The sequence below is a fragment of the Stenotrophomonas sp. 05L414_2 genome (genome assembly GCF_056397905.1).
Window position 1 is genome coordinate 16,900 of record NZ_JBFTOJ010000010.1, and the last position, 25,224, is coordinate 42,123.

The following is a 25,224-nucleotide window of genomic DNA, read 5'->3' on the forward strand; positions in this document are numbered from 1 at the left end:
CCCTCAGGCGGACGCAGGATCCAGCCAGCCGAGCGCGCGCGCGCGGCGCAGGTCCTCGGGCGTATCGATATCGCATTCCAGCCCGGCGCCGGAGCAGCGCGCAATGCCCTCGGTCTGCCGCAGCCGCCGGCCAAATCCCCCGTCTGCAGGTTGCAGTCCTGTTCCGGCAAACCAGCTGCCCGGCACCACCGCCGGCACGCCGATGGTGTCGCCCAGTACCGTGGCCGCGCAGCCGGACGGTGCAGCGGCTGCCGCGCCCAGCAGCGCGCGCAGGTGCTCCACGCGCAGCGTCGGTTGATCGCAGATCATCACCAGCACCCTGGCGGCGCTGTGCACGTGGGTGGCGGCCAGCGCCAGGCTGCCGCCGATGCCGAGCCCAGGGTTGGGATTGTGCAGCCGCTGTGCCGGCAGGCCGTGGAGTTCTTCTTCGAAGCGTGGGTGCTGGGGCAGTACCACCACCAGCGTGTCCGGCAAGGTTTCCAGCGCCAGCCGCACGCTGCGTCGCAACAGCGTCTCTCCGCCCGCACGCAGCAGCTGCTTGGGCTGCCCCAGGCGCTGGCTGCACCCGGCTGCGAGCACCACGGCCGCATGCCCGGTCATGGCGTGGCCAGGGGCGTTCCGTGCCGCCATGCCTGCAGCTGCGCGGCAATGCTCAAGGCAATCGCTTCGGGACCACGTCCGCCCAGTGGCAGGCCGATCGGTGAGCGCAGGCGCGGTTCCAGCGCACGGCGCGTATGGGTATCCAGCACGCTGAAAAGGTCGTCCTTGCGACGGCGTGGCCCCAACAGCCCGATGAAGGGCACGCGCGAGCCTGCCAGCCGTTCGAGCGCGTCACGGTCGAGCTCGAAATTGTGATGCATCACGAGTGCGGCATCGGCCGCGCCGGCGGCAGCGGAAGAACAATACGAACCAGCGGCAAGGGGCAGGTGCTCGCGCCAGCGGGGTCGCGGTTCCTCAACATGCGCGCACCAGCCCAGATGGTCCAGCAGGGGTAGCAGAAGCGCGGCCTCCGGGCCTGCTCCGTGCACGTGCACGATAGGCGACCGGTGCCACTGCAGCCGCCAGCGGTGGCTGCCGTCCGGCGACTGCGGGGCGGCCGGGGGCACCGTGCGGGTGAAGGTGAAGCCGGCGCAGCGGGCGTCCAGCCGTCCATCAGCCTGCAGTGCCAGGTGCAGCGTATGCGGCCCTTGCAGCCAGGCATCGAGAAGCTGTTCGATGCCGCCGAGCTGCGGCAATGGAAGCAGTGCCAGCCACTGGCGACCCCGGCATCCGGTGGCATTGCCGGAGAACAGCGCAGCGTCGTCGCGGTTGTCGATCTCCATCCATGCGATGCGCCCGGCATCCACCGCGTTGGCGGCCTGTCGCGCCAGCTCCGGTTCCAGGCAGCCGCCACTCAGCCAGCCCACCTGTCGACCCGGTTCGAACAGCGCACAGGTGCCCGCGCGGCTGTAGCTGGACCCTTCCGTCTGCAGCACCACTGCCAACGCAGCCGGACGACGGGCTCGCGCCGCGTCGGCGGCAGCCTGCAGCACCGGGCGCGGGTTGCCACCGTCCAGATCCAACGGGGCAGGGTGGAGCGCACTGGTCATGCGATGTCCGGCAGGCCAGCGAGCAGCTTGTCCAGGGTCAGTGGATAGTCGCGCACGCGGATTCCGGTCGCGTTGTACACCGCGTTGGCCACTGCCGCGCTTACGCCGCACAGGCCCAGCTCGCCAACGCCCTTGGCCTTCATCGGCGACGACACCGCATCGCTTTCATCGAGGAACACCACCTCCTGGTGCGGCACGTCGGCATGTAYGGGTACTTCGTAGCCGGCCAGGTCGTGATTGACGAAGAACCCCAGCCGCCGATCCACCACCAGCTCCTCTGACAGCGCTGCGCCGATGCCCATTGTCATCGCGCCGATCACCTGGCTGCGCGCGGTCTTCGGGTTGAGGATGCGGCCGGCTGCGCACACGGCCAGCATGCGGCGGATCCGGCTTTCGCCCGAGGCCACATCCACGCCCACCTCGACGAAATGCGCGGCGAAGGTCGACTGCTGGTACTTCTCCTGCAGCGTGTCGAACTCGATGCTGTCTTCGGCCACCAGCTCGCCGGCCTGAGCGGCATCGGCAAGGGCGCGGCTACGGCCCCCTGCGGTCACCTTGCCGGCTTCGAACTGCGCTGCCGCCGGGTCCATTCCCAGCGCCTGCGCGACCTTCGTACGCAGTGCCATGCATGCGGCGTAGACGCCTGCGGTGGAGCTGTTGGCGCCCCACTGGCCACCGGACCCGGCAGCCACGGGATAACGGGAATCGCCCAGCTTGACCGTGACCTGCTGCAACGGAACGCCGAGCATTTCCGCGGCCGTCTGGCCGATGATGGTGTAGCTGCCGGTGCCGATGTCGGTCATGTCGGTTTCCACGGTGACCTGGCCATCAGCGGCCAGGCGCACGCGTGCGCCGGATTTCATCACCAGGTTGTTGCGGAAGCCTGCTGCCACGCCCATGCCGACCAGCCAGCGTCCATCGCGCACGGCGCCCGGGGTGGCGCTGCGCCGCTGCCAGCCGAATCGTTCGGCGCCCGTGCGCAGGCACTGCACCAGCTGCCGCTGTGAAAAGGGGCGCTCGGGATTGGACGGGTCGACCTGGGTGTCGTTGCGGATACGGAATTCGATCGGATCCAGGCCGAGCTTGATCGCCATTTCGTCCATGGCGATTTCCAGCGCCATCAGTCCCGGCGTTTCGCCCGGCGCTCGCATGGCATTGCCTTCGGGCAGGTCGAGGGTGGCCAGGCGCAGTGCGGCCAAGCGGTTGGGCCCCGCATACAGCAAGCGCGTCTGCTGCACCGCTTCCTCCGGCGAGCCCCCTGGCAGGTTGCCCGACCATGATTCGTGACCGATGGCGGTCAGGCTTCCTTCCGGCGTTGCGCCCAGCCGGATGCGCTGCAGCGTGGCCGGGCGGTGCGTGGTGTTGTTGGCGATCAGCGGCCGCTGCAGGGCCACTTTCACCGGCCGCTTGGCAGCGCGTGCGGCGAGCGCGGCCAGCAGCGCATCGGAGCGCAGGAACAGCTTTCCGCCAAAGCCGCCGCCGATGTAGGGCGACACCAGCCGCACCTTGTCCTTGGCGATGCCCAGGGTGCGGGCCAGATCGGTGCGGCCCCAGTCGATCATCTGGTTGGAGGTCCACACCGTCAGCTGGTCGCCTTCCCAGGCGGCCATCGTCGCGTGCGGCTCCATCATTGCGTGCGACTGGTCCGGGGTGTGGTAGATCGCATCGAGCGTAACCGCCGCCTGGCTGAAGGCCTTCTCGAAATCGCCGACGCGCGCATCGGGCTCCGGTGTCTGCAGGGAAGCGCCTGCCTGCTTGGCGTCCGCAAGATCGAAGTGGCCACGCTGCGGGGCATAGCGGATGCGGATCTGTCCGGCCGCAGCCCGGGCCTGTTCGAACGTTTCGGCCACCACCACCGCCAGCGCCTGGTGATAGTGGTGCACCTTCGGACCACCCAGCAGCGGCGCCGCGTTGCGCTTGACCGGATGCAGCGGCCCGGCGGTGTCGGCAGTGACGATGGCCAGAACGCCGGGCGAGCGCCGTGCCGCCTCCAGCTCCATGCGGGTCACGGTGCCGGTGGCAATCCCCGCGCCGACCACCACGCCATAGGCGGGGGCGGAAGGCGTGGCGTCATGCCATTCGTGTGCGTAGGTGGCCTTGCCGGTGACCTTCAACGGGCCGTCGATGCGATCGTGCGGCTTGCCGACAACGGTCTGCGCATCGATCGGATTGCGGCCTGCGGGGGTGTCGAATTTCATGCCTCGGCCCTCACGTCCTGCAGGATGGAAGCCAATGTGCGTTCGGCCAGCGCCAGTTTGAAGGCGTTCTGTGCGGTGGGCGCAGCACCCTGCAGCAGCACCGACATCACGGCGGCGGCGCCCTGCGGCAGGGCCGCATCGGCCGCAGCGCTGTGCCACGGCTTGTGCGCGACACCGCCAAGGGCGATCCGGCCGCTGCTATCGGGCCGCAGGATCGCCGCCACCGACACCAGGGCGAACGCATACGATGCGCGGTCGCGTACCTTGCGGTACACGTGCACGCCCCCCGGGGGCGGCGGCAGGATCACGGCGGCGATCAGCTCGCCCTTGTCCAGCATGGTGTCGATATGCGGCGTACGGCCAGGAGCGCGATACAGGGCGTCCAGCGCGATGTTCCGGCGCGATCCGTCGGCGCGGACGGTCTCCACCGATGCATCCAGCGCCATCATCGCCACCGCCATGTCGCTGGGGTGGGTGGCGAYGCAGTGCTCGCTGGCACCGATCACGGCCAATTGCCGGCTGAAACCTTCGCGCGCGCCGCAGCCACTGCCGGGCAGCCGCTTGTTGCAGGGCTGTGCGGTGTCGTAGAAATAGGGGCAGCGTGTGCGTTGCAGCAGGTTGCCGGCGGTGGTGGCCTTGTTGCGCAGTTGACCCGATGCGCCGGACACCAGTGCGCGGGTCAGCACCGCATAGTCGCGCCGGATGCGCCGGTCGGCCGCCAGATCGGTATTGCGTACCAGCGCGCCGACGCGCAGGCCTCCCTCGCTGGTGGGCTCGATGGTGTCCAGATCCAGCCCGTTTACGTCGATCAGGTGGGCGGGCGTCTCGATCTCCAGCTTCATCAGGTCCAGCAGGTTGGTGCCGCCGGCAATGAACCGAGCGCCCTGGGTACGCGCCGCTGCCGCTGCCGCCTCGGCGGGAGACCGGGCGCGCTCGTAGCTGAAAGCTCTCATGCGCTGGCCTCCCCGACGTCCTGGATGGCCTCGATGATGTTGGAATAGGCACCGCACCGGCAGATGTTGCCGCTCATACGCTCGCGCAGTTCTTCGGCAGTGAAGGCACTGGGCGCGTCCAACGCGGCGCTGACGTGGCTCGGTATGCCGGCCTTGATTTCCTGCAGCACGGCGACGGCCGAGCAGATCTGCCCCGGGGTGCAGTAGCCGCACTGGAAACCGTCATGCTTGACGAAGGCCGCCTGCATCGCGTGCAGCCGGTCTGGCGTGCCGAGGCCTTCGATGGTGGTGATCTTCGCGCCCTGGTGCATCACCGCCAGCGTCAGGCAGGCATTGATGCGCCGGCCGTCCACCAGCACGGTGCAGGCACCGCACTGGCCGTGGTCGCAGCCCTTCTTGCTGCCGGTCAGGTGCAGGTGCTCACGCAGGGCGTCGAGCAGGGTGACGCGGGTGTCCAGCCGCAGCGATCGCGCTGTTCCGTTGACCTCGAAGTCCACCTGCATCAGTTCCGGTGCCCGTGCACCGGTCCGGTCCGACTCCGCCGCAGCGACCACCGCAGGCAGGGCCATGGTGGTGGCCGATCCCGCGCTCAACTTCAGCAGTTCCCGGCGCGAAAGGGGAAGGTGTGACGGTGGGCTCATCGTGGCTCCTCGCTGGCTGCGGCAGGCTGGCTGGCGGATTCAATGCCGGGACAGCATGGCGGTGCCGCGGTAGGCATGCGGTGAAGCATGACCCGGTCGCGCATTCATCCGCTGCCGGCTGCGGCGCAACCTGCGTGGCGGCCTTCAGCCATCGCCGGCCAGCGCGATCCTTACCCGCGAGGCCAGTTCGCCGATGGTGAACGGTTTGCCGATCAAGTGAACCTGCGCATCCAGCACGTTGTTGTCGACCAGCGCGTTGCGGCTGTTGCCGGTGGCGAACAGCACCTTCAGCTGCGGATGGCGCGCACGTGCCTGCTCGGCCAGCTGCCGTCCATTGACCTCGGGCATCACCACGTCGGTAAACAACAGCGCGACCTCTGGATGGGCCTGCAGCAGCGCCAAGGCGCTGGCGGCGCCATCTGCGGCCAGTACCCGATAGCCGAGTTCAGTGAGGGCATCGACCGAGAACGCGCGGACGGCCGCATCATCGTCCACGACGAGAATGTGCTCGCGCCCGCCGTGCAGGGCCGGCGCATCGTCATCCGATGCGGCAGCGGGCATGTCGACGTCGGCCAGCAGCCGCGGCAGGTAGACCTGTACCCGCGTCCCTTTGCCGGGCGCGGAATCGAGTTTCACATGCCCGGCCGATTGYTGGACGAAGCCATACACCTGCGACAGCCCGAGCCCGGTGCCCTGGCCGACCTGCTTGGTGGTGAAGAACGGATCGAACGCGCGCGCCATCACCTCCGGCGTCATCCCGTTGCCGTCGTCGGTCACCGCGATCACGACGTAGTCCCCTGCAGGCACGCCCGCATGCGCCGATGCGGTGTCGAGGTCGACGCGCTGGTTGCGGGTCTCGATCTTCAATCGGCCGCCGGAGGGCATCGCATCGCGCGCGTTGACCGCCAGGTTCAGGACCACGTTCTCCAGCTGGTTGGCGTCGGCATGGGTCCACCACAGGCCCGCGCCGAGTGCGGTTTCAAGGATGATGCTGCTGCCAAGGGAATGCACCAGCAGGTCGGTCATGCCGGCCACCAGGCGGTTGGCATCCATCGCCACCGGCTGCAGCGGTTGCTGGCGCGAGAACGCAAGCAGGCGCTGGGTCAGCTGGGCGGCGCGCTGCGCGCCATCAAGGGCCATTTCAATGTACCGGYTGGCGCGCGCGTCGCTGTCGCCGAGGCGCAGCGCCAGCAGGTCGAGCGGCCCGATCACCGTCGCCAGCATGTTGTTGAAGTCGTGGGCGATACCTCCGGTCAGCTGGCCCACCGCCTCCATCTTGCGGCTCTGCCGAAGCGCCTCTTCCACCCGCAGGCGCTCGGCGACTTCGGCCCGAACACGTGCCTCCAGCTGCCCGTTCAGCTCCTGCAGGCGCGCGTCGGCGGCCTTCCGCGCGGTGATGTCGATGGCCACGCCCAGCACGCGCACGCACCTGCCGAACTCGAAGATGCCGCGGCCCTTGGCGGCGACCCAGCGGACGATGCCATCCTCCTTGCCGACGGTGCGGTACTCCACGTCATAGGTCTCGCGCCGCTCGGGATCGCAGGCGGCGGCGAACGCGGCCAGGGTTGCCGCGCGGTCGTCCGGGTGCAGCCCGGCACGGAAGTCGTCCATGGTCACCAGCGCACCGGCGGAGATGCCGAACATGGCCTTGGTGCGCGCCGGCCAGATCAGCACGTCCTGCACCATGTCCACGTCCCAGAACCCTTGCTCGCCTGCTTCGGTGGCCAGCCGCAGGCGCTCTTCGCTGTCGGCCAGCGCCGCTTCGGCGGCCTTCCGCCCGGAGAGATCCAGCATGGCCCCGATCATCCGCAGCGGGGTGCCATCGGCGTCGCGCAGGACCGTTCCGCGATCCAGCACCGACGCATAACTGCCATCCGCGCGCTGGAAACGGTACTCGTCCGTCCAGCCGCTGCCGTTCCCGTCGATCACGGCGTGGATGCCGTGATCGATGCGCGCGCGGTCATCGGGGTGGATGTGCTGCAGCCACCATTGCGCGGTCGTGTTCTTCTCCGTGTGGCCGAACAGGCTGGCCAGCGCTTCGTTCCAGATCACCTGGCCATCGGCGATGCGCCAATCCCAGATGGCATCGTTGGTGGCCTGTGCGGCCAGCCGGTAGCGTTCTTCGATATCACGACGCTCGGCTTCGGCCGCCTTGCGGTCGGTGATGTCCAGCGACGTACCGACCAGGCCGATCACGGCGCCATCGGCGTCGCGCAGCGGCGATTTGGTCGACAGCCACCAGGCCCGGCGACCATCGGGGAAGCTCACTTCCTCCTCCAGCTGCTCGCTGTTGCCGCTGGACATGATGCGCTCGTCGGTCGCCATCACCGACGCCGCCTGGGCGGGGTCGCCCAACAGCTCGGCATCGGTGCGCCCGATATATTCTCCCGGCGGCAGGCCGATCAGCTCGGTGGTGCCGTGGTTGCCGATCAGCAGCCGGCCTTGCCGATCCTTGGCATACATCACGCCCGGTGCAGCCTCCACGAACGAGCGCAGCAGCGCCTGCGCCTGGTCGCGCTCGGCCTCGACGCGCAGGCGCTCATCGATGTCGATCAGCACGCCCGGGAAACCCAGCGCGCGGCCCTGGGCGTCCATATCGACCCTGCCGATGCTTTCCAGCCAGTGATAGCTGCCATCGGTGGCGCGCGCGCGGTACTGGTGGGCAAAGCGCCCGCCCGTCTGCACGGTCTGCTCAATCGCCGCCGACAGTGCGGGCAGGTCATCGGGATGCACGGCGCCCAGTACGTCCTGCAGGTGCAGTTTCCGCTGCGCCATTGCCGGGTCCAGGCCGAAGGCGCGGGCCAGGGCTTCATCGACCGTGAGCTGGTCGGCCTGGACGTCCCAGAACCAGGTGCCGACGATGGCCCCGGCGGCCAGTGCCATGTTGACGCTGTCGGTGGCCCGGCTGTCGCGGGTGGCAAATGAGGGCAGGGACGTCACGTTGATCTCGAGCGGGAGGAGGGGTGCTGCGCCAGCGTGGCGGGATCAGCACGGGCGAAGGGGCGCAAGTCTAGGCAGCGCCGCGTCACGGCTGCGTGGTGCCGGTGCCCGACGGGGAGCAGGCTACACTGCGGCTCCCATCCCGGCAGGGAACATCGATGTCCGCAGCAGAAGCCGGCGAGGCCTTTCGCCAGAGAGCGCTGCATGAGTGTGCCGCGATCGCTGCGGCGTTGTCGTCGGCATCCGACCCGCACCCGGCCATCCWTTCCGCGCGCAAGGCCATCCGCCGATTGCGGTCCCTGTTGGCGCTGCTGGAGCACGCAGCGCTGGACGTCGAGGCTGCCGACCTGAGATTGAAGCGCCTGGGTGATGGCCTGTCCCGCCTCCGTGATGCGCATGTGGTGGTCGAGGTCGCCCGGCAACTGCAGGAGCGGGTTGCCGATCCGCGATGGAAAGGCGTCATCCGGATGCTGGTCCTGCGTCGTGAGGGCCTGCTGCAGGCGACCCTGCAGCGTGACCCGGGGTTTGCACGCCGCCTGCGTGTCCTGGCAGCGGTGCAGCAGCAGTTGGCGGTCCAACCCTGGCATCAGCTGCGGCGTGGCCCGCTGCGCCAGAATCTTGAGCGTAGCCGGCGCCGCGTGGACAAGGCTGCCGCACGGGCGAAACGCGACGGCGGTGCCGCGGCGGACCACCGCTGGCGACGACGCGTGCGCAGGCTGCGCATGCAGCTGGATATCGCCTGCGACCTGCAGCTGCACGTGCCGCACAGCAGGCCGCTGCACGCCTCGGGGCATCGTTACAAGGCGCTGCATCGGCTCAGCGACGAGCTTGGCCGGCAGCAGGACCTGCGGCTGCTGCGCAACCTGGTGCGGGCGATGCCTGCCAGTGACGGCAAGCGCTCAGTGATGCAGCAGATCAACGGAGAGGTGGCGCCGGACTGAATCGAGGGGCATCGGGACGTACGGCCACCTGACGTTCCGGCTTGCTTCGAAGGCTGGGATGGCCCCAGCCCCCGAAGCGCTGGCGGAGCGTTCAATCGTCTCCGCTGCTCACCCGCGCCACCCGCTTTCGATACTCATACACGTTGTCGCCGCGGATCCGCTTTTCCTGCGTGCCCGAGATCGAATCGACCCGGCGATCCGAGCCGGTCACCGGCTTGGCATCGATCTCGGTCTCGTGCTCGAACGAATGCGATTTGTCGGTATTGCGGTAGAAGCGGTACAGCGCCCAGTACAGCGCAGTTGCGCCGGCCGGGCCTGCGGCCAACAACCAAAGACCACTGTCATCACTCATGTGCTGGCCACCAGGAAGGCAATTGCGAGGGCTTCGATGATCGTACCTGCGGTCAGCGCCGCCAGCAGCATCTTCCACTGCTGCACCGGCACGCTGCCCATGGTTTCACCGGTCCGGCCGTTCACCGCGATGTAGTGCAGCATGCCGCCGTTCCTGCCGGGCTGGTGGTACGAATACAGCCACACCGGCAGGTACATGGCCACCCAGCGGGTGCCGTGCACTTCCAGTTGCTCCTGTTCCCAGCGCACGCCACGGTCGTAACGGCGCACCGTGCCTTCCACCTGCGCGCGGGCGATCGACAGCAGCTGGTCTTCCAGGCGCGGCCGCAGCTTTTCGACGTCCAGGTTGCGCTTTTCCGAAGTGAACCCGGCCAGGTACGAGGCGTTCCACTTCACCGCGTTCTTGGTGTCGAACGGCAGAATCGTGTTGATGATGTTGTTGGTGTTGGCGCGCGTGTCCAGGTTGCCGCGCTCGGCAGAGGATTCCAGCGGCAGGTCGTCCACGGTGAAATCGACCTGGCGTTCCACCTGGTAGATATCCGCGTCGTAGTAGGTCTGCTTGTTCTTCTCGGTGCCACGGGTGTACTCGCGGGTCTTGATCTCACCCTTGCCAGCCACCGCTGCGCTGACATTGCCGTCGACGATCATGTAGGGCAGGTACACGCCCACCACGTTTTCCGGGGTGAACTGTTCCTTGAACGCCTTGAGCGCGAACATCCGGCGCTTGTCGACGAACTGGCGGATGCGCGCGACCGCATCCTCCTTCTTGATATGGAACGGCAGCACGGCGTCGGGCACCGCGCCGTTGGCGATCTGTTCGTTCACGCCGAACACATGCCGGCACCAGTGGCAGCGCGCCGTCATCGTGCTTTCGGTGTTGACCGTGACTTCGGCGCCGCAACCGGTGCACTTGAAGGTCATCAGTGCCGAGGTGTCGGCATCGATATCGCGTGCGCCCGATGCAATGACGGTGCCACGCAGCTGGTCGATGGCTTCGCCCAGCCCGAATTCCTCCTCCACCCGCGCGCCATGCCACTGGTGACGGCAGTACAGGCAGACCAGGATGTCGGTGCCCAGCTTGGGCCGTATGTCGGTGGCGCCGCACTTGGGGCAGCGGTTGAGGCCGTCTTTCAGTTCGGCCGCAGCGGTGTCGATGGCGACCGGGTCGGGCGCCTCGACTTCGTTGCGGATGGCCTCAGGCAGCTTGGAAGTATCCAGCGGGAAGCTGCCGGGCAGGGGAGGGACATCCTGCGGCGAACCGGGGCCGTCCAGCACCGCCGCCGGCAGGGGCGGGGGTGCTGAAGCGGAACCGGGCAGCGGCGGAGGCGTGTTTCTGGGATCGGACATGGTGGTTGCGCGTCCTGCGTCTTCTTACAGTCCCAGCGCCTTGGCCTTCAGCGCGTCGTAGTCGGTCTGGGTGATCAGGCCCAGGTCGAGCATTTCCTTGGCCTTCTTCAGCTTGGCCACCGGATCGTCGGCGGCAGGGGCGGCCGGGGTTGCCGGCTGCTGCAGGTTGCCCGCGCCGAACATGCCCGATGCCATGCCCACGCCGACAAGCCCGGCGGCACCGCCGTTCTCACCGGCGGACTGGATGCCCTGGGCGACGCTGGCCTGCAGGTTGGAATTGCCACGCGAGCCGGACAGCGCATCGGCGCGCTGCACGGTCTTCAGCAGCTCGCGGGTGTTGGCGTCGTACTCGATCGAGACGATGGCGGTCTTGACGATGGCCAGGCCACGATCGGACTTCCACTGGTAGCCCTGTTCGACGGCGGCCGACAGGCTCTGCGCAAAGCCCAGCGAATCCTGCTGCAGCTTGGTGATGCGGTTGCCCTTGCCCGGATCGTTGGTGTACAGGCTGAACGCCGGCGCCAGCGAACCCACCACTTCATTGAACAGCTGGCTGGCAGCAGCATTGTCCAGGTCGGTGAAGTCGAACACCTGGCCCGGCCGCAGGTAGCTGGCCGGAACGAAGTTCTTCACGAACAGGATCGGGTCGACGATCTTCAGCGTGTACGAACCACGGGTGACCGCGCCTACCTGGGTGTTGAGGAAACCGTCGTCCCAGTAGATTTCCGACTGGGTGCCGAAGCGGTTGTCCGGCAGTTCCTTCAGCGAAACAAAGAAGGCGGCCTGCTGCGAGCCCGGCTGGCCGCCGAACTTGAAGCGCTCCCAGCTCTGCTTGATGAAGGTGCTGACCAGGCCGTCGCCGGCGAAGATCGACTGCGAGTTCAGATCGTCCGAACGCCACTCGTAGCCACCCGGCTCGGCCACGAAGGCAGTGATCGCGCCATCCTGGAACAGCAGCAGGCCGTAGCCCTCGGGCACGACGATCTTCGAACCGTTGCTGATGATGTTGGAGGAGCCGCTGGTGTTCGAACCGCGCCCGGCATTGGTGCCCTGCGGCACCGCCGCGAACAGGGCTGCCGTGGACGGCAGGCCGGTCGGCACGGTGTAGAAGTCCTTCCACTGGTCGGCCAGCACACCGCTGACTGCACCCTTCACCGCTTGTACCAGACCCATGACCCACTCCCTGTAGTTGCCGGACAGGCACCACGCCTGTCGTGCTCGGCTGACTATAGAGGAGGCAGGCTGCATGCGGCTAGCGGCTGGGTGTACCCCCATTCATCTCGCGTCACAGGCCAGGCTGCGGTTGATCAGGCCTGGCCGATCAGCGGCACCCGTTCCGTAGCCCATCGCCGCAATGCGACAGTCCGGCCTGGGCACGGCCCCGCAGCGGATCAAGCCTGCACAGTGCTGGCAACCCGGGGTTCCGGAGCCGGTGCCGATGATTGCTCCATCACACATTCCAGGCCTGAAGCATCTGTGTCCAGCAGGCAGGTGGCGAACAGCAGGAAGCGATACGCATCGGTGAAATTCGATCCCAGCCCGAACGAAATCCTGACCGCACCGCAATCACCCTTCTCCAGGATCTTCTCGTCGAATGTGGTGCAGTCGAGAATCTTCCCGGTCTTGTCCAGCTCACAGTGCTCGGCGCCTGCGGTCGCGTAGGTCGCCTGCTGGACGGCGCCCAGGTTGCAGAAGCAGCCATTGCGCAGGGTGATGCCGAACCGGTCTGCGGCGCGCTTGATGCGGGCGTGCGGCAGGATGGAGCCATAGCAGTCGAAGAAGTTCAGCATCAGCGTCGCGCCCCGCTGCGCAGCGGGCGGGCCATAGATCTGGCACAGCGGCAACGCGCCGCCTATGTGGTGGCGAAGCGATGACAGCTGCGCCTGCAGCCACTCGGCCAACGCACGCGAGCGCAACGCGACCGCTTCCACTCCGCCCAGCGCGGCCACGAATTCAAAGCCTCTGGCGATGGCGGGGAAGGCGGCGTAGTTGGGCGTGCCGACTTCGAATCGCTGGCCCGCATCGCGGTACAGCAGGCGATCGGTGGGTGACCATGGCCCGGAGTAGTAGCACACGCCACCACCGGCAAACGACGGCGGTTTCAGCAGGTCGAGTGCGGCCCGCCGGGCGAGCAGGCAACCGGCGCCGGTGGGGTAACCGAAGATCTTGTAGAACGACGCCACCACGAAATCGGGGTGATGACGGCCGCAGTCAAGCCGGTATTGCGGCACCAGGGCCGCCGCGTCACACAGCACCGTCGCGCCATGCGCCTGGGCCCGCTCGATCCAGGCCAGATCGTGCCGGGCGCCGGTCGCATTGGATTGCGCGGGAAAAGCGAGCAGATGCGGGGCGCCGGGCTGCAGCCGCTGCAACGCGCGCCACATCAGCCCTTCATGCAACAGCAGCTCGTCATCCAGCGGAATGTACTTCACCTGTGCGCCCTTCGCCGTGGCGTACTCGCGCAAGCCGTGTACCGAGGTGTGATTGTCCTTGGTCAGCAGAGCCTGCGACCCGGCCTGGAACGGGAATGACTCGGCCACCAACCGGATTGCGCTGCTGGCATTGGCGGTGAACAGTATTTCGTACTCCTCCGGCGTGGTTCCGAAGAAGGCGTGGATCTGTTCACACGCCCCATGGAGTGCGTCCTGGGATGCTTTCGATCCGCTGTGCGGATTGCCGAGAATCGTCCGCTTGAGTGCCTGGTAATCCTGCTCAAGCAGGCTGTCGGGTGGCAATGTTCCGCCCACGTGATCCAGATAGGTCACCTGTTGCTCATCCAGCCGCGCATACTCCTGCTGGCGCATGGCCTCGACCTGATCATGGGGATAATCGGGGTGGTCGGCGAGGAACCGTGCGCGAGCGCTTTCGAAGCCGCGCATCGCGCGCGCATCCTGCTGCAGTGGCAGGTGGAACGCCAGCAGGGGTGAGAAATCCGGTGCCCGGAGGGCGGCCTGCGCAGGAGTGTGTGCAGCATCGACACAGCCGCGCAGCAACCAGGCTTCCACCTGGTAACGCCGGTCTGGCACTGCTGCATGGACGGCGTCCAGCATCGCGTCCAGATAGCGTTCCCTGCTGGGGGCGTCGCACTGGTTGAACTCCTCCAGAAGGATGCAGGCGTTGAACAGGAACTCGCGCACATCGGCGTCGCCCATGGCAAACGCGAGGGGCCGCAGTTCAGCCATCTCGCCCTCGCGTGGGGAAAGTCCTTCGATCGCGAACGCCCGTGTGATGGGCGACGGGTCGGTCAGGCTCAGGGCCGCATCCATCAGCCGGGAGGGCATGCCGAAGTGCTGCCGTGACTGCTCGCGGGCCAGCTCGAACAGCTGGTTGTAGTGGAATGCCGTGGCGTAGACCCGTCCGCCAGGGCGGAGCACGCGCCTGAACTCGCGGGCGACGCGGGCCTTGTCCGGCGGGAACATCAGGCCGAACCCGCAGACGATGACGTCGAAGCTGGCGTCGGCGAAGGGCAGCTCCGCCATGTCCACATCGGCAAGGAGGGGCACGTTGCGCTGCACCTCATCGCTCAGCRCGCWGCGTGCCACGTTCACGGCGATCGCTGAGAGATCGGTGGCGACCAACCGTAGGCCGAGCGGCCTGCTCAGGTGCTGGTAAAGGTTTGCGGTGATGACCCCGGTGCCGCAGGCGACCTCCAGGACGTCGGACGCGTTGAAACCGGCCCGGATGTCGCCAGCGATCTCCTCGGCCAGCAGCTTTCCGTAGGGACCGAAAATGCGCTGGCTCAGTACGCGCTCATAGAACTCCATGAACGTGCTGAGCGACCATTTCCGTTCGGATACAACCTTGCACTGATGCGGCGAGACATCCTGCATGGCACGCTCCCTGTGGCCGGAGGCCGGTGAATCTTCGCCGCCTTTATTGCATGGGAGTAAATGTCTTTAAGTGATATTAATCACATAAAGCGGGATTGATAATCCGTGAAAGGCCGGGCAGCCCTATATTCCCCCATTCATGGGGCAACGGCCGATTCGGCGCTAGCGTCATTCTGTTCTGCAACATCACTTCGCGCGGGCTCAGCGCACCGACTGCGGCACACGGCGCAGCTTGCCGGTGTCGTAGCCCATTGCCTGGATGCGGGCGACCGCCTGCTGGTAGTCCGCCTCGCTCACCTGCGGCGTGCGCGCCATGTACCACACGTAGTCACGCTTGCTGCGGGCCACGATGGTCTGGGTGTAGCCCTCATCCAGCCAGGCAATCAGGTATTCGGCCTGGATGGGCCAGATGAACTGCATTCCCCAGACCGCACCATTGCCGTGTTTTTCCACACGGCCCACTGGGTGCATCGACTTCTGTGGCGACTGGAAGCTGCCCTTGCGATAGGTGAAAGTGGTCTGGATGCGGCCATCGGCCTGCAGCGCGTAGCTTTCCACCGCGTCGAAGGCCTCGCGCTCGGGCCGGGACGGAATATGGGCGATGACATACCAGTCGCCCATGAAGCGCGGCACGTCCACCTTCGGAGGCAGCGGGATGGGGCGGGTGTCGTGGCTGCTGCAGCCTGCGCCGAACAGGGCAACGGCCAGCAGCGGGAACAGCGATGCGATACGCATGCGGGCGGTCTCCTTCAACGCGGGCGGAACAGGTAGTGGGCGACCAGCCATTGCTGGCCGTCGTCGTAGCCGAACAATTCGGCGCAGGCCATCCAGAACATGCGCCAGCGCTGCCACCAGATGCGTGCCGCCGCTTCGTCGCCATAGGTCTGTGCCAGCACGGGCAGCAGCTGTTCACGGGCAGCATCCTGGTTGGCCAGCCAATGGTTGGCCGTGCGCTGGTAGTGCGTGCCGTCCAGCAGCCAGCGCTGGTCCAGCACCAGGTCGCGCTGGAAGTGCAGCAGCGTGTCCGCTGCCGGCATCAGGCCGCCGGTGAAGAAATGCCGGCCCATCCAGTTGTCGTCGCCCTCGGTCTCGAACGGATACATCAGCGTGCGATGGGCGAAAATGTGTACGAACAGCGCACCGTCCGGCTTCAGCCAGCGGGCAATGCGGCCCAGCAGGCGGTCGTAGTTGCGGACATGCTCGAACATCTCCACCGACACGCAGCGATCAAATGCAGCGGCAGGCAGGTCCAGCTGGTTGACGTCCCGGGTGAGTACCTCGACGTTGCCGAACCCGCGCGCCTCGCACTGCGCCAGGATATGGCTGCGCTGGCTGTGCGAGTTGGACACGGCGGTGATGCGCGCGTTCGGGTAGCGCTCGGCCATCCACAGCGTCAGCGAGCCCCAGCCGCAGCCCAGCTCAAGAATGGCCTGGCCGTCGGCCAATCCGGCGCGCTGCCCGTACAGCTCCAGCATCGCATCCTCGGCTTGGTCCAGCGTCTCGCGGCCGGTGCGGTAGTAGCAGCTGCTGTACTTCAGGCGATGCCCCAGGCAGCCCTGGAAGAAGGCGGCAGGCACCTCGTAATGCTGGCGGTTGGCCGCATCCACGTGCAGTGCCAGTGGGCTGCCAGCGAGCTCGGCGATACGGCGGCTGAAGCGCTGGGCCTGCTCCTCCATGCTGCCGCTCGACTCCTCGGCCAGGCGTTGCGCACACAGGCGGCGTATGCCCGCGCGCAGCGCCGCATCGGGCAGCCAGCCACGCTCGGCCCAGCCGGTAAGGCCGGCTTCCGTATCGGCAACCGGAGCAAGGGACGGGGTGCTGTTCATCGGGATCACTCCTTGGGGCTGCGCGGAAACCAGGGGAAGAACATCGGGGTACTGCGCTGGAAGTCGCGATAGTCATCGCCTCGACTGCGCAGCGCCTGTTTCTCGGTGAAGGGAACGCCACTGAGGTAGCGCAGGAACACGTACATCAGCACCGGCCCGGACCAGGCCAGCCACCACAAGGGTGAGCCGGCTGCCAGCAGTACATAGGTGAACCAGTGAAGCCACTCGAAGAAGTAATTGGGATGGCGCGTGTACCGCCACAGTCCTTGGCGGCAGGTCCGGCCCCTGTTTGCCGGGTCGGCGYGGAAGCGTGCCAGCTGACGGTCGGCCAGTGCTTCGCCGCCCACGCTGAGCAGCCACACGACGACCGCCGCTGCGATCCAGCCAGGCATGTCGCTGTGGGGATTGCCGGCCACGGCCGTGAACGGCAGCGCAAACAGCACCACCAACAGCGCCTGCGCCATGAAGAAGCCGAAGATCCTGCCCTGGTGGCCGTGCCAGTGTTCGCGCAGATAGCGGTAGCGACCGTCTTCTTCCTCGCTGCGTACGCGGCGCCACAGATGCAGGGCGAGACGACTTCCCCACAGGCCACCGAGCACGGCCAGTGCGATGCGTGGCTGCAGCGCGCCATCGCCCAGCCATGCAAGCAGCAGCGCGCCTGCCGCCACGCCCTTTGCCCACAGGACATCGACGATGCCGATGTTGCGCTGCCTGCGCTGCCAGGTCCAACCCCAGGCCATGATCAGCACGGCGTACAGCAGTACCCACCACAGAATGCTCATCAGGCTGCTCCGATCAATGGGGTGTCACGATTGCTGGGCGTTCCGCGACGGGCGACGGCGCACAGCAGCGACAGTGCCACGCACCAGCCCAGCGCCAGTGTTGCCACGCCCAGCCAGGCCGGGGCGGTGAAATGTACGGCCTGGAAACCCCGCGCCGCGGACAGATACGCCAGCGGCGCCAGCAGGCCCAGGGCCACCGGCAGCATCCAGTGCCGCTGCAGAAACGCCATCGACGCCGTCAGGGTCATCGCAAAGGCCGCCCACAGCGCGAAAATCCACGGTGGCGGCACCCATCCAAGCGGTGCGGCGGCGTACTGCACAGCACCGCTGGCTGCAGCGCTGCCATCCACCAGCCAGGCACACCCCAGCGCGAGCAACAGCAGGCGCAGCTCCAGGCGTGGCCGCGTCGAGGCAAGCAACTGGCTGCCGACATAGAGTGTGGCCGACAGCAGGGCCGGCCATTGCCAGCCGCGGCCGGCTCCGGCAACGGCGCACAGCCATACCAGCTGGTTGCCGATTACGTTGACCCAGGTGCGGCGCATGTCAGCCGGCCCGTTGGCCATGGACGTCCGTCTCGGGACGGTAGCCCGGGCGTGCCAGCAGCAGATGGGACACGCCGATCGAGCGCTCGAGGAAGCCGCCCTCGCAGTAGGCCAGATAGAACTCCCACAGCCTGCAGAAGCGGTCATCGAAACCCTGCGCACGTACCGCCGGCAACTGCGCGAGGAAGCGCTGCCGCCAGGCGCGCAGGGTGAGGGCATAGGAGTGGCCGAAATCCTGCTGGGCGATCAGCTGCAGGTCGCAGGCCCGGGTCTTGGCGGCCAGGATGGCGTTGATCGAGGGGATGAAACTGCCGGGAAACACGAAGCGCTTGATGTAGTCCACGCTGCGACGCGCCTGCTCATAGCGCTGGTCCTCGATGGTGATGGCCTGCAGCAGGGCCACGCCATCGGGCTTCAGCAGCCGCTGCAGGGTGGCCATGTAGGTGTCCAGATACTCGGCACCGATGGCCTCGATCATCTCGATCGACACCAGCTTGTCGAACTGGCCCTGCAGATCACGGTAGTCCTGCATCAGCAGGGTCACACGCTCCTGCAGGCCCGCCTCGGCCACACGCTGGGCGGCAAGCGCGTGCTGTTCGGCGGAGATGGTGGTGGTGGTCACATGACAGCCGTAGTGCTGGGCGGCATGCAGGGCGAACCCGCCCCAGCCGGTACCGATCTCGACGACGCGATCACCGGGCTGCAGCTGCAGCTGCTGGCAGATGCGGTCCAGCTTGCGGCGCGAGGCGGTTTCCAGCGAGTCGCCGGCATCGCTGAACACCGCCGAGGAGTACATCAGGTCCGGCGACAGGAACAGCGCGAAGAAGTCATTGCCCAGATCGTAGTGGGCGGCGATGTTGCGGCGACTGCCTTCGCGGCTGTTGCGCCGCAGGCGGTTCCAGCCGCGCAGCAGCCAGCCACCGATCCGCGCCGGCCCGCGTTCCATGCCATCCAGCAGGTCGCGGTTGCGTACCAGCAGCCGCACCAGGGCCACCAGGTCATCGCAGTGCCAATCGCCGTGGATGTAGCTTTCACCCGCGCCGACGCTGCCCTGCGCGGCCACCTTGCGGTAGAACGCCATATCGCTGATGGTCACCGTGGCCTGCAGTGCGCCCGCACGATCACCGAGGATGACCTCGCCCAAGGGGTCGCGTACCCGCAGCCCGCCTTCGCGCAGCGGCGCCAGTACCGCCAGCAGCCTCCGGCGCAGGAATACGTCCACCGCGCCGGGGCGGGGCAGGGCAACGGAAGGATTCAGCTCGTTCATCGCGGTTTCTCGGCAAGAGCGGGGTGGTCATGCACGGGATTGCGCTTCAGCCACAGGAGCAGTGCCTGCCAGTGGATGGCGGCTACCACCTGCACGGTCATCAACGGGTAGAACGCCAGTACCCGGGCCAGGCCGCGGCCATCAAGCGGGCGTCGCTGCATGGCCTGGGTGGCATCGAACTGCCGGACACCGTCGCGCCAGACCTGCATATGCACGCGCAGGTCATCGCCGGGCGCGGTGAAGCGCCAGTCATAGCGGCAATCCATCGGCATGAAGGGGGAAACGTGGAAGGCTTTGTCGAACTGCCAGCGCAGGGCGCGCCCCTGTGGCTGTGCACTTTCAACAGGCAGCACATAGGCGTGCCGTTCCTTCCACGGTGTGTTGGTGATGTCGGCGACGATGCAGTCCAGGGTGCTGCCGTCGGCCCGGTAGCAGTAGTAGAAGCTGACCGGATTGAACACGTGGCCACCGAAGCGCAGGTGCGCCAACAGCCGCACCGGGCCGTCCGGGCGCCGCCCCAGCACGGTCGCGGCATGGTCACGCACGGCGTCTGCAAGTGATGTCCTGGGATCGCCGAGATAGTCGCTGCGGCGGAACTCTGCCAGGTTGCGGCGCCCGACCGACCACAGCCAGCGCCCGGCAAATACCTGGTCCAACTCGTCCAGGTCCAGCAGCAGCTGCGCGATGGGGTAGCGGAAGGCATGCGGATGCGGATGGTGCCGGCGGTGCACCACCTGCCCGAAGTAGAGGGCGCTGGCGCTCACGCGGCCACCTCCACCTGCAGGGGAGGCGGCGCGCCGGCATTGCGCAGTTGCAGCGCATCCACTACGCGGCGGGCACTGCGGATTCCATCTTCGTGGAAGCCCCAGCCCCAATACGCACCCGCAAACCAGGTGTGCCGCCGGCCCTGCAGTTCGGCCCAGCGCCGCTGCGCGTCCACCGCAGCCGGATCATGCACCGGATGCGCGTACTGCAGACGGCGCAGCACCTTGGCCGGATCGATGGCCTCGCTGCGGTTGAGGGTCACCACCAGCGGCGTATCACCGGGCAGCCCCTGCAACAGGTTCATGCAGTAGCTGACCGTGCAGGGTGCGGTGGGGTCGCGCGGTACATGCGCGTTCCAGGCCGCCCACGCCTTGCGGTTGGCGGGCAGCAAGGAGGCGTCGGTGTGCAGTACGGCCTCGTTGGGTTGGTAGCGGATCGCGCCGAGCACCGCATGCTCGACAGGATCGGCGTCGGCCAGCAGGGCAAGGGCCTGGTCGCTATGGCAGGCCAGGATCACTTCATCGAAGCCTTCAATGCCGGTTGCGGTGTGTACGCGTGCCCCCCAGGGCATGCGTTCGACCGCGTGTACCGGGCATTCCAGCCGCTCGTGCACCCGCCAGCGCGCACGCAGGGCGTCCACGTAGCGCGCCGAGCCGCCCTTGACCACGCGCCAGGGCGCGCGCCCGGTCATCTGCAGCATCTGGTGATTGGCCATGAACTGCACCAGGTAACGGGCCGGGAAGTCCAGCACCTGCGCGGTCGGCGAGGACCACAACGCCGAGGCCATCGGCAGCAGATGCTCCTGCACGAACGCTTCGCCATAGCGCTGGCTGTGCAGGTACTGGCCCAGCGTCGGGCCCTGCTCCTCGCCCAGCAACAGGGGCGCGTCGCGATAGAAGCGCCGCAGGTCGGCCAGCATTCCCCAGAAACGCGGCGAGAGCAGGTTGCGGCGCTGGCAGAACAGGCCATCGAGCGATGTGGCGTTGTACTCCACGCCGCTGCGCTCGCTGTGCATCGAGAAACTCATCGTGGTGGGCTGCGAGTCCACGCCCAGTTCGTCGAACAACGCCGACAGCAGCGGGTAATGGTGCGGATTGAAGACGATGAACCCGGTGTCGACCGCCATCCTGCGGCCGTCCACCGTCACCTCGTGGGTGTGGGTGTGGCCGCCCAGGTAGTCGTTGGCCTCGAACAGGGTGACGTCATGCTCGCCGTCCAGCCACCACGCACTGGCCAGACCCGCGATTCCGGAACCGATGACCGCGATACGCATGTCAGTGCCTCGCCTTGGCCAGTACCCAGGCCGGGATCGGCTTGAGGCCCTTCACCAGGCCCAGCGCAGCCATTGCGCGCAGGCCATACCAGCTGATGTCGATCTCCCACCAGCGGAAGCCCTGGCGGGCGGTGCCGGGAAAGAAGTGATGGTTGTTGTGCCAGCCTTCGCCGAAGGTCAGCAGCGCCAGCCAGAGGTTGTTGCGGCTGTCATCACGGGTCTCGAAGCGGCGCCGGCCGAATCGGTGCGCCAGCGAATTGATGGTGACCGTGGCGTGGAACAACACCACGGTGGAGATGAAGAAGCCCCAGACCAGCATCTGCGGGCCGGAGGTATGCAGGCCCGGTGCCACACGCTCGAGCACCGCACCCACACCATACAGCGCAGCGGCCAGCAACACGGGAACCACGGTGTCGAACCGGTCCAGCCAGCGCAGCTCGGGGTAGCGGGCCAGATCGGGAATGCGCTGCAGATCGGTGGCAAAGGCGCTACGGGTGAGGAACCAACCCATATGGCTGCGCCAGAACCCGCCCTGGCGCGGGGAATGCGGGTCCTGCGGTTGATCGGCGTGGCGGTGGTGGTGGCGGTGGTGCGCTGCCCACCAGAGCGGGCCACGCTGCACGCTGGCGGCGCCGATGACCGCGAACACGAACTGCACGGTGCGCGATGCCTCGAACGTCCGGTGCGAGAAGTAGCGGTGATAGAACGCGGTGATGGCGAACATCCTGATCGCGTACAGGAACACTGCGACGGCAACCGCTGTCCAGGACACGCCCACCCAGATCACCCCGAGGCAGGCCACGTGCAGCAGCGCGAAGGGCAGGGCGCGCAGCCAGTCGATGCGGTCACCCTGGCTGCCGTCGATCGCCGTTTCGCTTCCGGCATCGGTGTCGAACCAGCGCTGGAAGGTGCGCAACAGGCGCGAACGTCTGCGGAGTGGAGGCGCTGCGGATGCCATGGACGGAAGCCCGAGGGAGTCGATTGCCTACCTCTACGCGTTGCGGTGCAGGTTGGATGCAGTGGATTGCAACAGACTGCGCGTTCACCTGCTCGTAACACCACAGCTCGCTACCAGCGGTCGCTGCAGCTCAGTGCGCCAGCGCTGCTCCGGCTGCTCGGTTGCGGGCGCGGCGAAGCGCACGGTCACCTGCGGATAATCGCCACGTGCATCGCGCAGGTTGCTGGTACCACGGAACTCGAGCAGGCGGCGATCAGCATCGGCGTAGACCAAGGACAGACGTGGGGCCACCGCGCCGAACCAGGTATCAAGGCGGACATTCACCGCATGGGCGGAAAGCCCCTGCCAGCGCACCGGGCCCTGGTACTGCACCTGCACGGGGTAGAAGCGTTGCCGGCCGGGCACCAGAAAAGGCAGGCTGACCGGTGCTCCACCCTGCAGCGTGCGCCAGTGGGCCCGCACGGCGGCATCGAAGCCGGCGTCGATCACGGCATCCGGGGGCAGCGGCAGCTGCTTGGTTCGGGAAGGCGTGGACGTGTCCTCCTTCCAGTCGACCCGGACCACGCCGGGGCCGACCCTCACATCGGCCGCTTGGCCGCTGCGGGCGTCCTGCAGCACATAGCCCCGCACCTGCGGCCGGGTGGCGGCGGGCATCTGCTTGCGGGCGAAAGGTTGGCCCGCAGGGCAAAGGTATTCCACCCAGCGTTCGCTGCCATCGCCGGCGCCGCGCTGCCAATGCACTTCGCGGTAGGCAATGACTCCGTTGGCCAGGGTGGCCACGCCCTCCGAACGCAGCAGCGGCGCGGCCGAAGCGGCGCAGGGCATGCAGAGCAGCAACCAGGCAAGACGCATCGGGGCGATCCATGGGAGGCTTGCGGGCCTGTACGCGCGCCGGCGCCGGCTGGATGCACGTTGGCACCCATCCCGGGTGCATCCAACGGGCGCCACCGTGCGTAGAGGGGAGGACTCCTCTTCACCCAACGGCAGCCCCCGCCGATGTACCGTCCTCCCGCCAGTCCCTCCCATCCCTTCGACACCGCGCGGATCGTGTCCAGTTCACAGCAGCCCAGCAACGAGCCAACGAACTGGAACGGCGAGATGGATGGCGTCGCCCGGCTGCGCGATCGTGACTGCTTCATGCGCATCTACGACCATTTCATGCCGCGCCTGTGCATTTATCTGCGTGGCCTTGGGGCACCCGCAGCGGTGGCCGAAGAGCTGGCCCAGGAATGCCTGCTGCGCCTGTGGCTGCGCGCGGCCGAGTTCGATCCTGCCCAAGGTGCGCTGAGCACCTGGTTGTATCGCATCGGTCGCAACCTGCACATCGACCGCGTGCGTCGCGAACGCAGCTGGATGCAGGTGCAGGAAGCCGTGGAAGACGCCGCTGCCGCCGACGTCGGCGAGCGCAGCAGCGCCGAGCAGTTTGCCGACCATGCCCGCCTGCGCCAGCGCATCAATGAACTGCCGGCCACGCAGGCGCGTCTGGTTCGCATGTCCTACTTCGAGGCCAAGAGCCACAGCGAGATCGCGCAGGCGCTTGGGATGCCGCTGGGCACGGTCAAATCACACCTGCGACGAGCGTTCCTGCAGTTGCAGTCGAAGGTCGGGGGTGCACCATGAATCCGCACCACCACCTGCATGAGTCGACGCTGATGAGCTACGCCGCCGGTGCTCTGCCGGCACCGTTGAGCATCGTCGCCGGCACCCATCTGGAGCAGTGCCCGCACTGCCGCCAGCGGCTGCGSGAAGCGGAGGCCATCGGTGCCGCATTGCTGGAGCAGACCCAGCCCGTGGCGGATGAGGCGCGGCGGGCGGGCCTGCGCGAAGCGATGCTTGCGCAGCTCGTCGAGGTCCAGGCCGACGCGGTGCCAGGCCCGCTGCGGTCGATGCCGCGCGAACGCCCCGAGGCGGATCCGGACCATCTGCCGACGTCGCTGCATCCGTACTTCGGCGATTCGCTGGGCCGGCTGCACTGGCGCTGGATGGCGCCGGGAGTGCATTGCATCCGTGCCGAGCAGATGCCGTCGCTGATCATGCTGAAGATCGCGCCGGGCAAATGCCTGCCGATGCACAGCCATGGACGCAGCGAACTGACACAGATCCTGCGGGGTTCCTACAATGATGCGCTGGGTCTGTTCGCGCCCGGCGATGTGGCCGACCTGGACGAGGAGGTCGAGCACCAGCCGGTAACGGCGCCGGGCGTACCGTGCATCTGCGTTTCCGCGCTGGATGCGCCGCTGGTATTCAGTGGTTGGCTGGCCCGCCGGATCCAGCGCTTCGTGAAACTCTAGGCTTCTTCAAGGTCAACGCATGTACGAAACACGCCCGCTGCGGATTCTGCTGACCGGCGCGACCGGACTGGTCGGGCAGGGCGTTGCCCGTGCCTGCCTCGCTTCGCCGCAGGTGGCGCGCACCGCTGCCCTGGTCCGCGGCAAGGCCCGGCTCGACGCGCGTATCGAGCAGATCGTGCTGGCCGATTTCCAGCATGCCCGTGGTGTGGGCCCGCAGCTGGCCGGATTCGATGCGTGTTTCTATTGTGCCGGAGCACCGCCGGTCGGCACCGCCGAGGACGAGTATCGGAAGGTGACGCTCGATGCCACCCTTGCCGTGGCTGCAGCATGGGCCGAGGCGAATCCGGACGGCCGGTTCCTGTATGTCTCCGGCGCCCATGCCAATCCCCACAGCCGGATCATGCCCCTGCGCATCAAGGGCGAGACCGAGGCCGCGTTGGCGCAGCTCGCGGTGCGCACCGTCATGCTGCGTCCCGCCGGGGTGCGCCCGGTTGCGGGGACCGGCACCCGTCATGCGGCGTTGAAGCCGCTGTATCGCTTTGGCGGTCCCCTGATGGCGGCGGCGGGCCGCGTCCTGCCCTCACTGGTGACCAGCAACGAAGCCATCGGCCGCGCGATGATCGTGCTGGCGACGATGCCGGAGCCGCCGGCGGTGCTGGAATGTGCGCAGATCAACCGGCTGGGTGGCGCTGCTGCAACCTGATGGGTGCGGTGCACATCTGCTGCACAT

23 protein-coding genes are annotated in these 25,224 nt (G+C 67.4%); 4 read left to right on the forward strand and 19 right to left on the reverse strand.

All coding sequences use genetic code 11. The annotated features are described in order from the left end of the window. Positions 1-3: 3 nt before the first annotated feature. The 6 genes from AC1DJN_RS02695 to AC1DJN_RS02720 form a co-directional block, all read right to left on the reverse strand. The gene (locus AC1DJN_RS02695) at positions 4-600 is read right to left on the reverse strand and encodes a nucleotidyltransferase family protein (protein ID WP_442251064.1); all 597 of its coding nucleotides are present in this window, start codon (positions 598-600) and stop codon (positions 4-6) included. Further along, a complete protein-coding gene (locus AC1DJN_RS02700; protein ID WP_442251065.1) occupies positions 597-1,589 on the reverse strand; it encodes an XdhC family protein in 993 nt (330 codons plus the stop codon). The genes AC1DJN_RS02695 and AC1DJN_RS02700 overlap by 4 nt, the downstream gene beginning before the upstream one ends. Beyond that, entirely contained in the window at positions 1,586-3,787 is a 2,202-nt protein-coding gene (gene paoC / locus AC1DJN_RS02705; RefSeq protein ID WP_478038782.1) for an aldehyde oxidoreductase molybdenum-binding subunit PaoC, read from the reverse strand. The genes AC1DJN_RS02700 and paoC overlap by 4 nt, the downstream gene beginning before the upstream one ends. Next, a complete protein-coding gene (locus AC1DJN_RS02710; protein WP_478038785.1) occupies positions 3,784-4,740 on the reverse strand; it encodes an FAD binding domain-containing protein in 957 nt (318 codons plus the stop codon). Before AC1DJN_RS02710 ends, paoC begins: the two co-directional genes overlap by 4 nt. After that, the gene (gene paoA / locus AC1DJN_RS02715) at positions 4,737-5,381 is read right to left on the reverse strand and encodes an aldehyde dehydrogenase iron-sulfur subunit PaoA (RefSeq protein WP_442251068.1); all 645 of its coding nucleotides are present in this window, start codon (positions 5,379-5,381) and stop codon (positions 4,737-4,739) included. Before paoA ends, AC1DJN_RS02710 begins: the two co-directional genes overlap by 4 nt. A 144-nt stretch (positions 5,382-5,525) precedes the next feature. Continuing rightward, positions 5,526-8,321 carry a PAS domain-containing hybrid sensor histidine kinase/response regulator gene (locus tag AC1DJN_RS02720; protein ID WP_478038787.1) on the reverse strand — a complete coding sequence of 932 codons (2,796 nt, stop codon included), beginning with the start codon at positions 8,319-8,321 and terminating at the stop codon, positions 5,526-5,528. A gap of 158 nt (positions 8,322-8,479) precedes the next feature. On the opposite strand from AC1DJN_RS02720, the gene AC1DJN_RS02725 reads away from it, so the two are divergent. Beyond that, positions 8,480-9,262: a CHAD domain-containing protein gene (locus AC1DJN_RS02725; protein WP_478038789.1), complete on the forward strand. Its 783-nt coding sequence runs from the start codon at positions 8,480-8,482 to the stop codon at positions 9,260-9,262. Between the two features lie 91 nt (positions 9,263-9,353). On the opposite strand, the gene AC1DJN_RS02730 is transcribed toward AC1DJN_RS02725, so the two are convergent. The 13 genes from AC1DJN_RS02730 to AC1DJN_RS02790 all read right to left on the reverse strand — a co-directional run bounded on the left by AC1DJN_RS02730 (position 9,354) and on the right by AC1DJN_RS02790 (position 23,055). Further along, positions 9,354-9,614 carry a hypothetical protein gene (locus AC1DJN_RS02730; protein WP_025874461.1) on the reverse strand — a complete coding sequence of 87 codons (261 nt, stop codon included), beginning with the start codon at positions 9,612-9,614 and terminating at the stop codon, positions 9,354-9,356. Beyond that, positions 9,611-10,960 (reverse strand): membrane protein, encoded by a 1,350-nt coding sequence (locus tag AC1DJN_RS02735; protein ID WP_032974658.1) that lies wholly within the window; start codon positions 10,958-10,960, stop codon positions 9,611-9,613. The genes AC1DJN_RS02730 and AC1DJN_RS02735 overlap by 4 nt, the downstream gene beginning before the upstream one ends. A 24-nt stretch (positions 10,961-10,984) precedes the next feature. Then, positions 10,985-12,133 (reverse strand): SPFH domain-containing protein, encoded by a 1,149-nt coding sequence (locus AC1DJN_RS02740; protein ID WP_442251071.1) that lies wholly within the window; start codon positions 12,131-12,133, stop codon positions 10,985-10,987. 218 nt (positions 12,134-12,351) lie between these two features. Then, positions 12,352-14,790, reverse strand: coding sequence for an aminotransferase class V-fold PLP-dependent enzyme (locus AC1DJN_RS02745; protein WP_478038792.1), 2,439 nt, complete (start codon positions 14,788-14,790; stop codon positions 12,352-12,354). Between the two features lie 201 nt (positions 14,791-14,991). Then, positions 14,992-15,525 carry a lipocalin family protein gene (locus AC1DJN_RS02750; RefSeq protein WP_032974662.1) on the reverse strand — a complete coding sequence of 178 codons (534 nt, stop codon included), beginning with the start codon at positions 15,523-15,525 and terminating at the stop codon, positions 14,992-14,994. 14 nt (positions 15,526-15,539) lie between these two features. Next, positions 15,540-16,616: an SAM-dependent methyltransferase gene (locus tag AC1DJN_RS02755; protein ID WP_080148694.1), complete on the reverse strand. Its 1,077-nt coding sequence runs from the start codon at positions 16,614-16,616 to the stop codon at positions 15,540-15,542. Positions 16,617-16,621: 5 nt separating this feature from the next. Continuing rightward, a complete protein-coding gene (locus AC1DJN_RS02760) occupies positions 16,622-17,398 on the reverse strand; it encodes a DUF1295 domain-containing protein (protein WP_478038794.1) in 777 nt (258 codons plus the stop codon). Next, positions 17,398-17,940, reverse strand: a complete 543-nt coding sequence (locus tag AC1DJN_RS02765) for a DUF2878 domain-containing protein (RefSeq protein WP_025874468.1) — start codon at positions 17,938-17,940, stop codon at positions 17,398-17,400. Before AC1DJN_RS02765 ends, AC1DJN_RS02760 begins: the two co-directional genes overlap by 1 nt. A 1-nt stretch (position 17,941) precedes the next feature. Beyond that, a complete protein-coding gene (locus AC1DJN_RS02770) occupies positions 17,942-19,207 on the reverse strand; it encodes an SAM-dependent methyltransferase (protein ID WP_080148696.1) in 1,266 nt (421 codons plus the stop codon). Beyond that, a complete protein-coding gene (locus AC1DJN_RS02775; RefSeq protein WP_442251074.1) occupies positions 19,204-19,971 on the reverse strand; it encodes a DUF1365 domain-containing protein in 768 nt (255 codons plus the stop codon). Before AC1DJN_RS02775 ends, AC1DJN_RS02770 begins: the two co-directional genes overlap by 4 nt. After that, complete coding sequence (locus AC1DJN_RS02780) at positions 19,968-21,245, reverse strand: NAD(P)/FAD-dependent oxidoreductase (RefSeq protein WP_032974671.1); 1,278 nt, start codon at positions 21,243-21,245, stop codon at positions 19,968-19,970. Before AC1DJN_RS02780 ends, AC1DJN_RS02775 begins: the two co-directional genes overlap by 4 nt. A gap of 1 nt (position 21,246) precedes the next feature. Further along, entirely contained in the window at positions 21,247-22,203 is a 957-nt protein-coding gene (locus AC1DJN_RS02785) for an acyl-CoA desaturase (RefSeq protein ID WP_442251075.1), read from the reverse strand. Positions 22,204-22,287: 84 nt separating this feature from the next. Continuing rightward, on the reverse strand, positions 22,288-23,055 hold the full coding sequence (locus AC1DJN_RS02790) for a hypothetical protein (protein WP_442251076.1): 768 nt from the start codon (positions 23,053-23,055) through the stop codon (positions 22,288-22,290). A 144-nt stretch (positions 23,056-23,199) separates the two neighbouring features. Between AC1DJN_RS02790 and AC1DJN_RS02795 the strand changes: the two genes are divergently transcribed. From AC1DJN_RS02795 to AC1DJN_RS02805, 3 genes are read left to right on the forward strand one after another with little or no spacing between them, the layout of a single operon-like run. Beyond that, positions 23,200-23,823 (forward strand): sigma-70 family RNA polymerase sigma factor, encoded by a 624-nt coding sequence (locus AC1DJN_RS02795; protein ID WP_025874474.1) that lies wholly within the window; start codon positions 23,200-23,202, stop codon positions 23,821-23,823. Next, positions 23,820-24,494, forward strand: coding sequence for a ChrR family anti-sigma-E factor (locus AC1DJN_RS02800; RefSeq protein WP_025874475.1), 675 nt, complete (start codon positions 23,820-23,822; stop codon positions 24,492-24,494). Before AC1DJN_RS02795 ends, AC1DJN_RS02800 begins: the two co-directional genes overlap by 4 nt. A gap of 19 nt (positions 24,495-24,513) precedes the next feature. Next, a complete protein-coding gene (locus AC1DJN_RS02805) occupies positions 24,514-25,197 on the forward strand; it encodes an NAD(P)H-binding protein (protein WP_080148703.1) in 684 nt (227 codons plus the stop codon). The last annotated feature ends 27 nt before the right edge of the window (positions 25,198-25,224 follow it).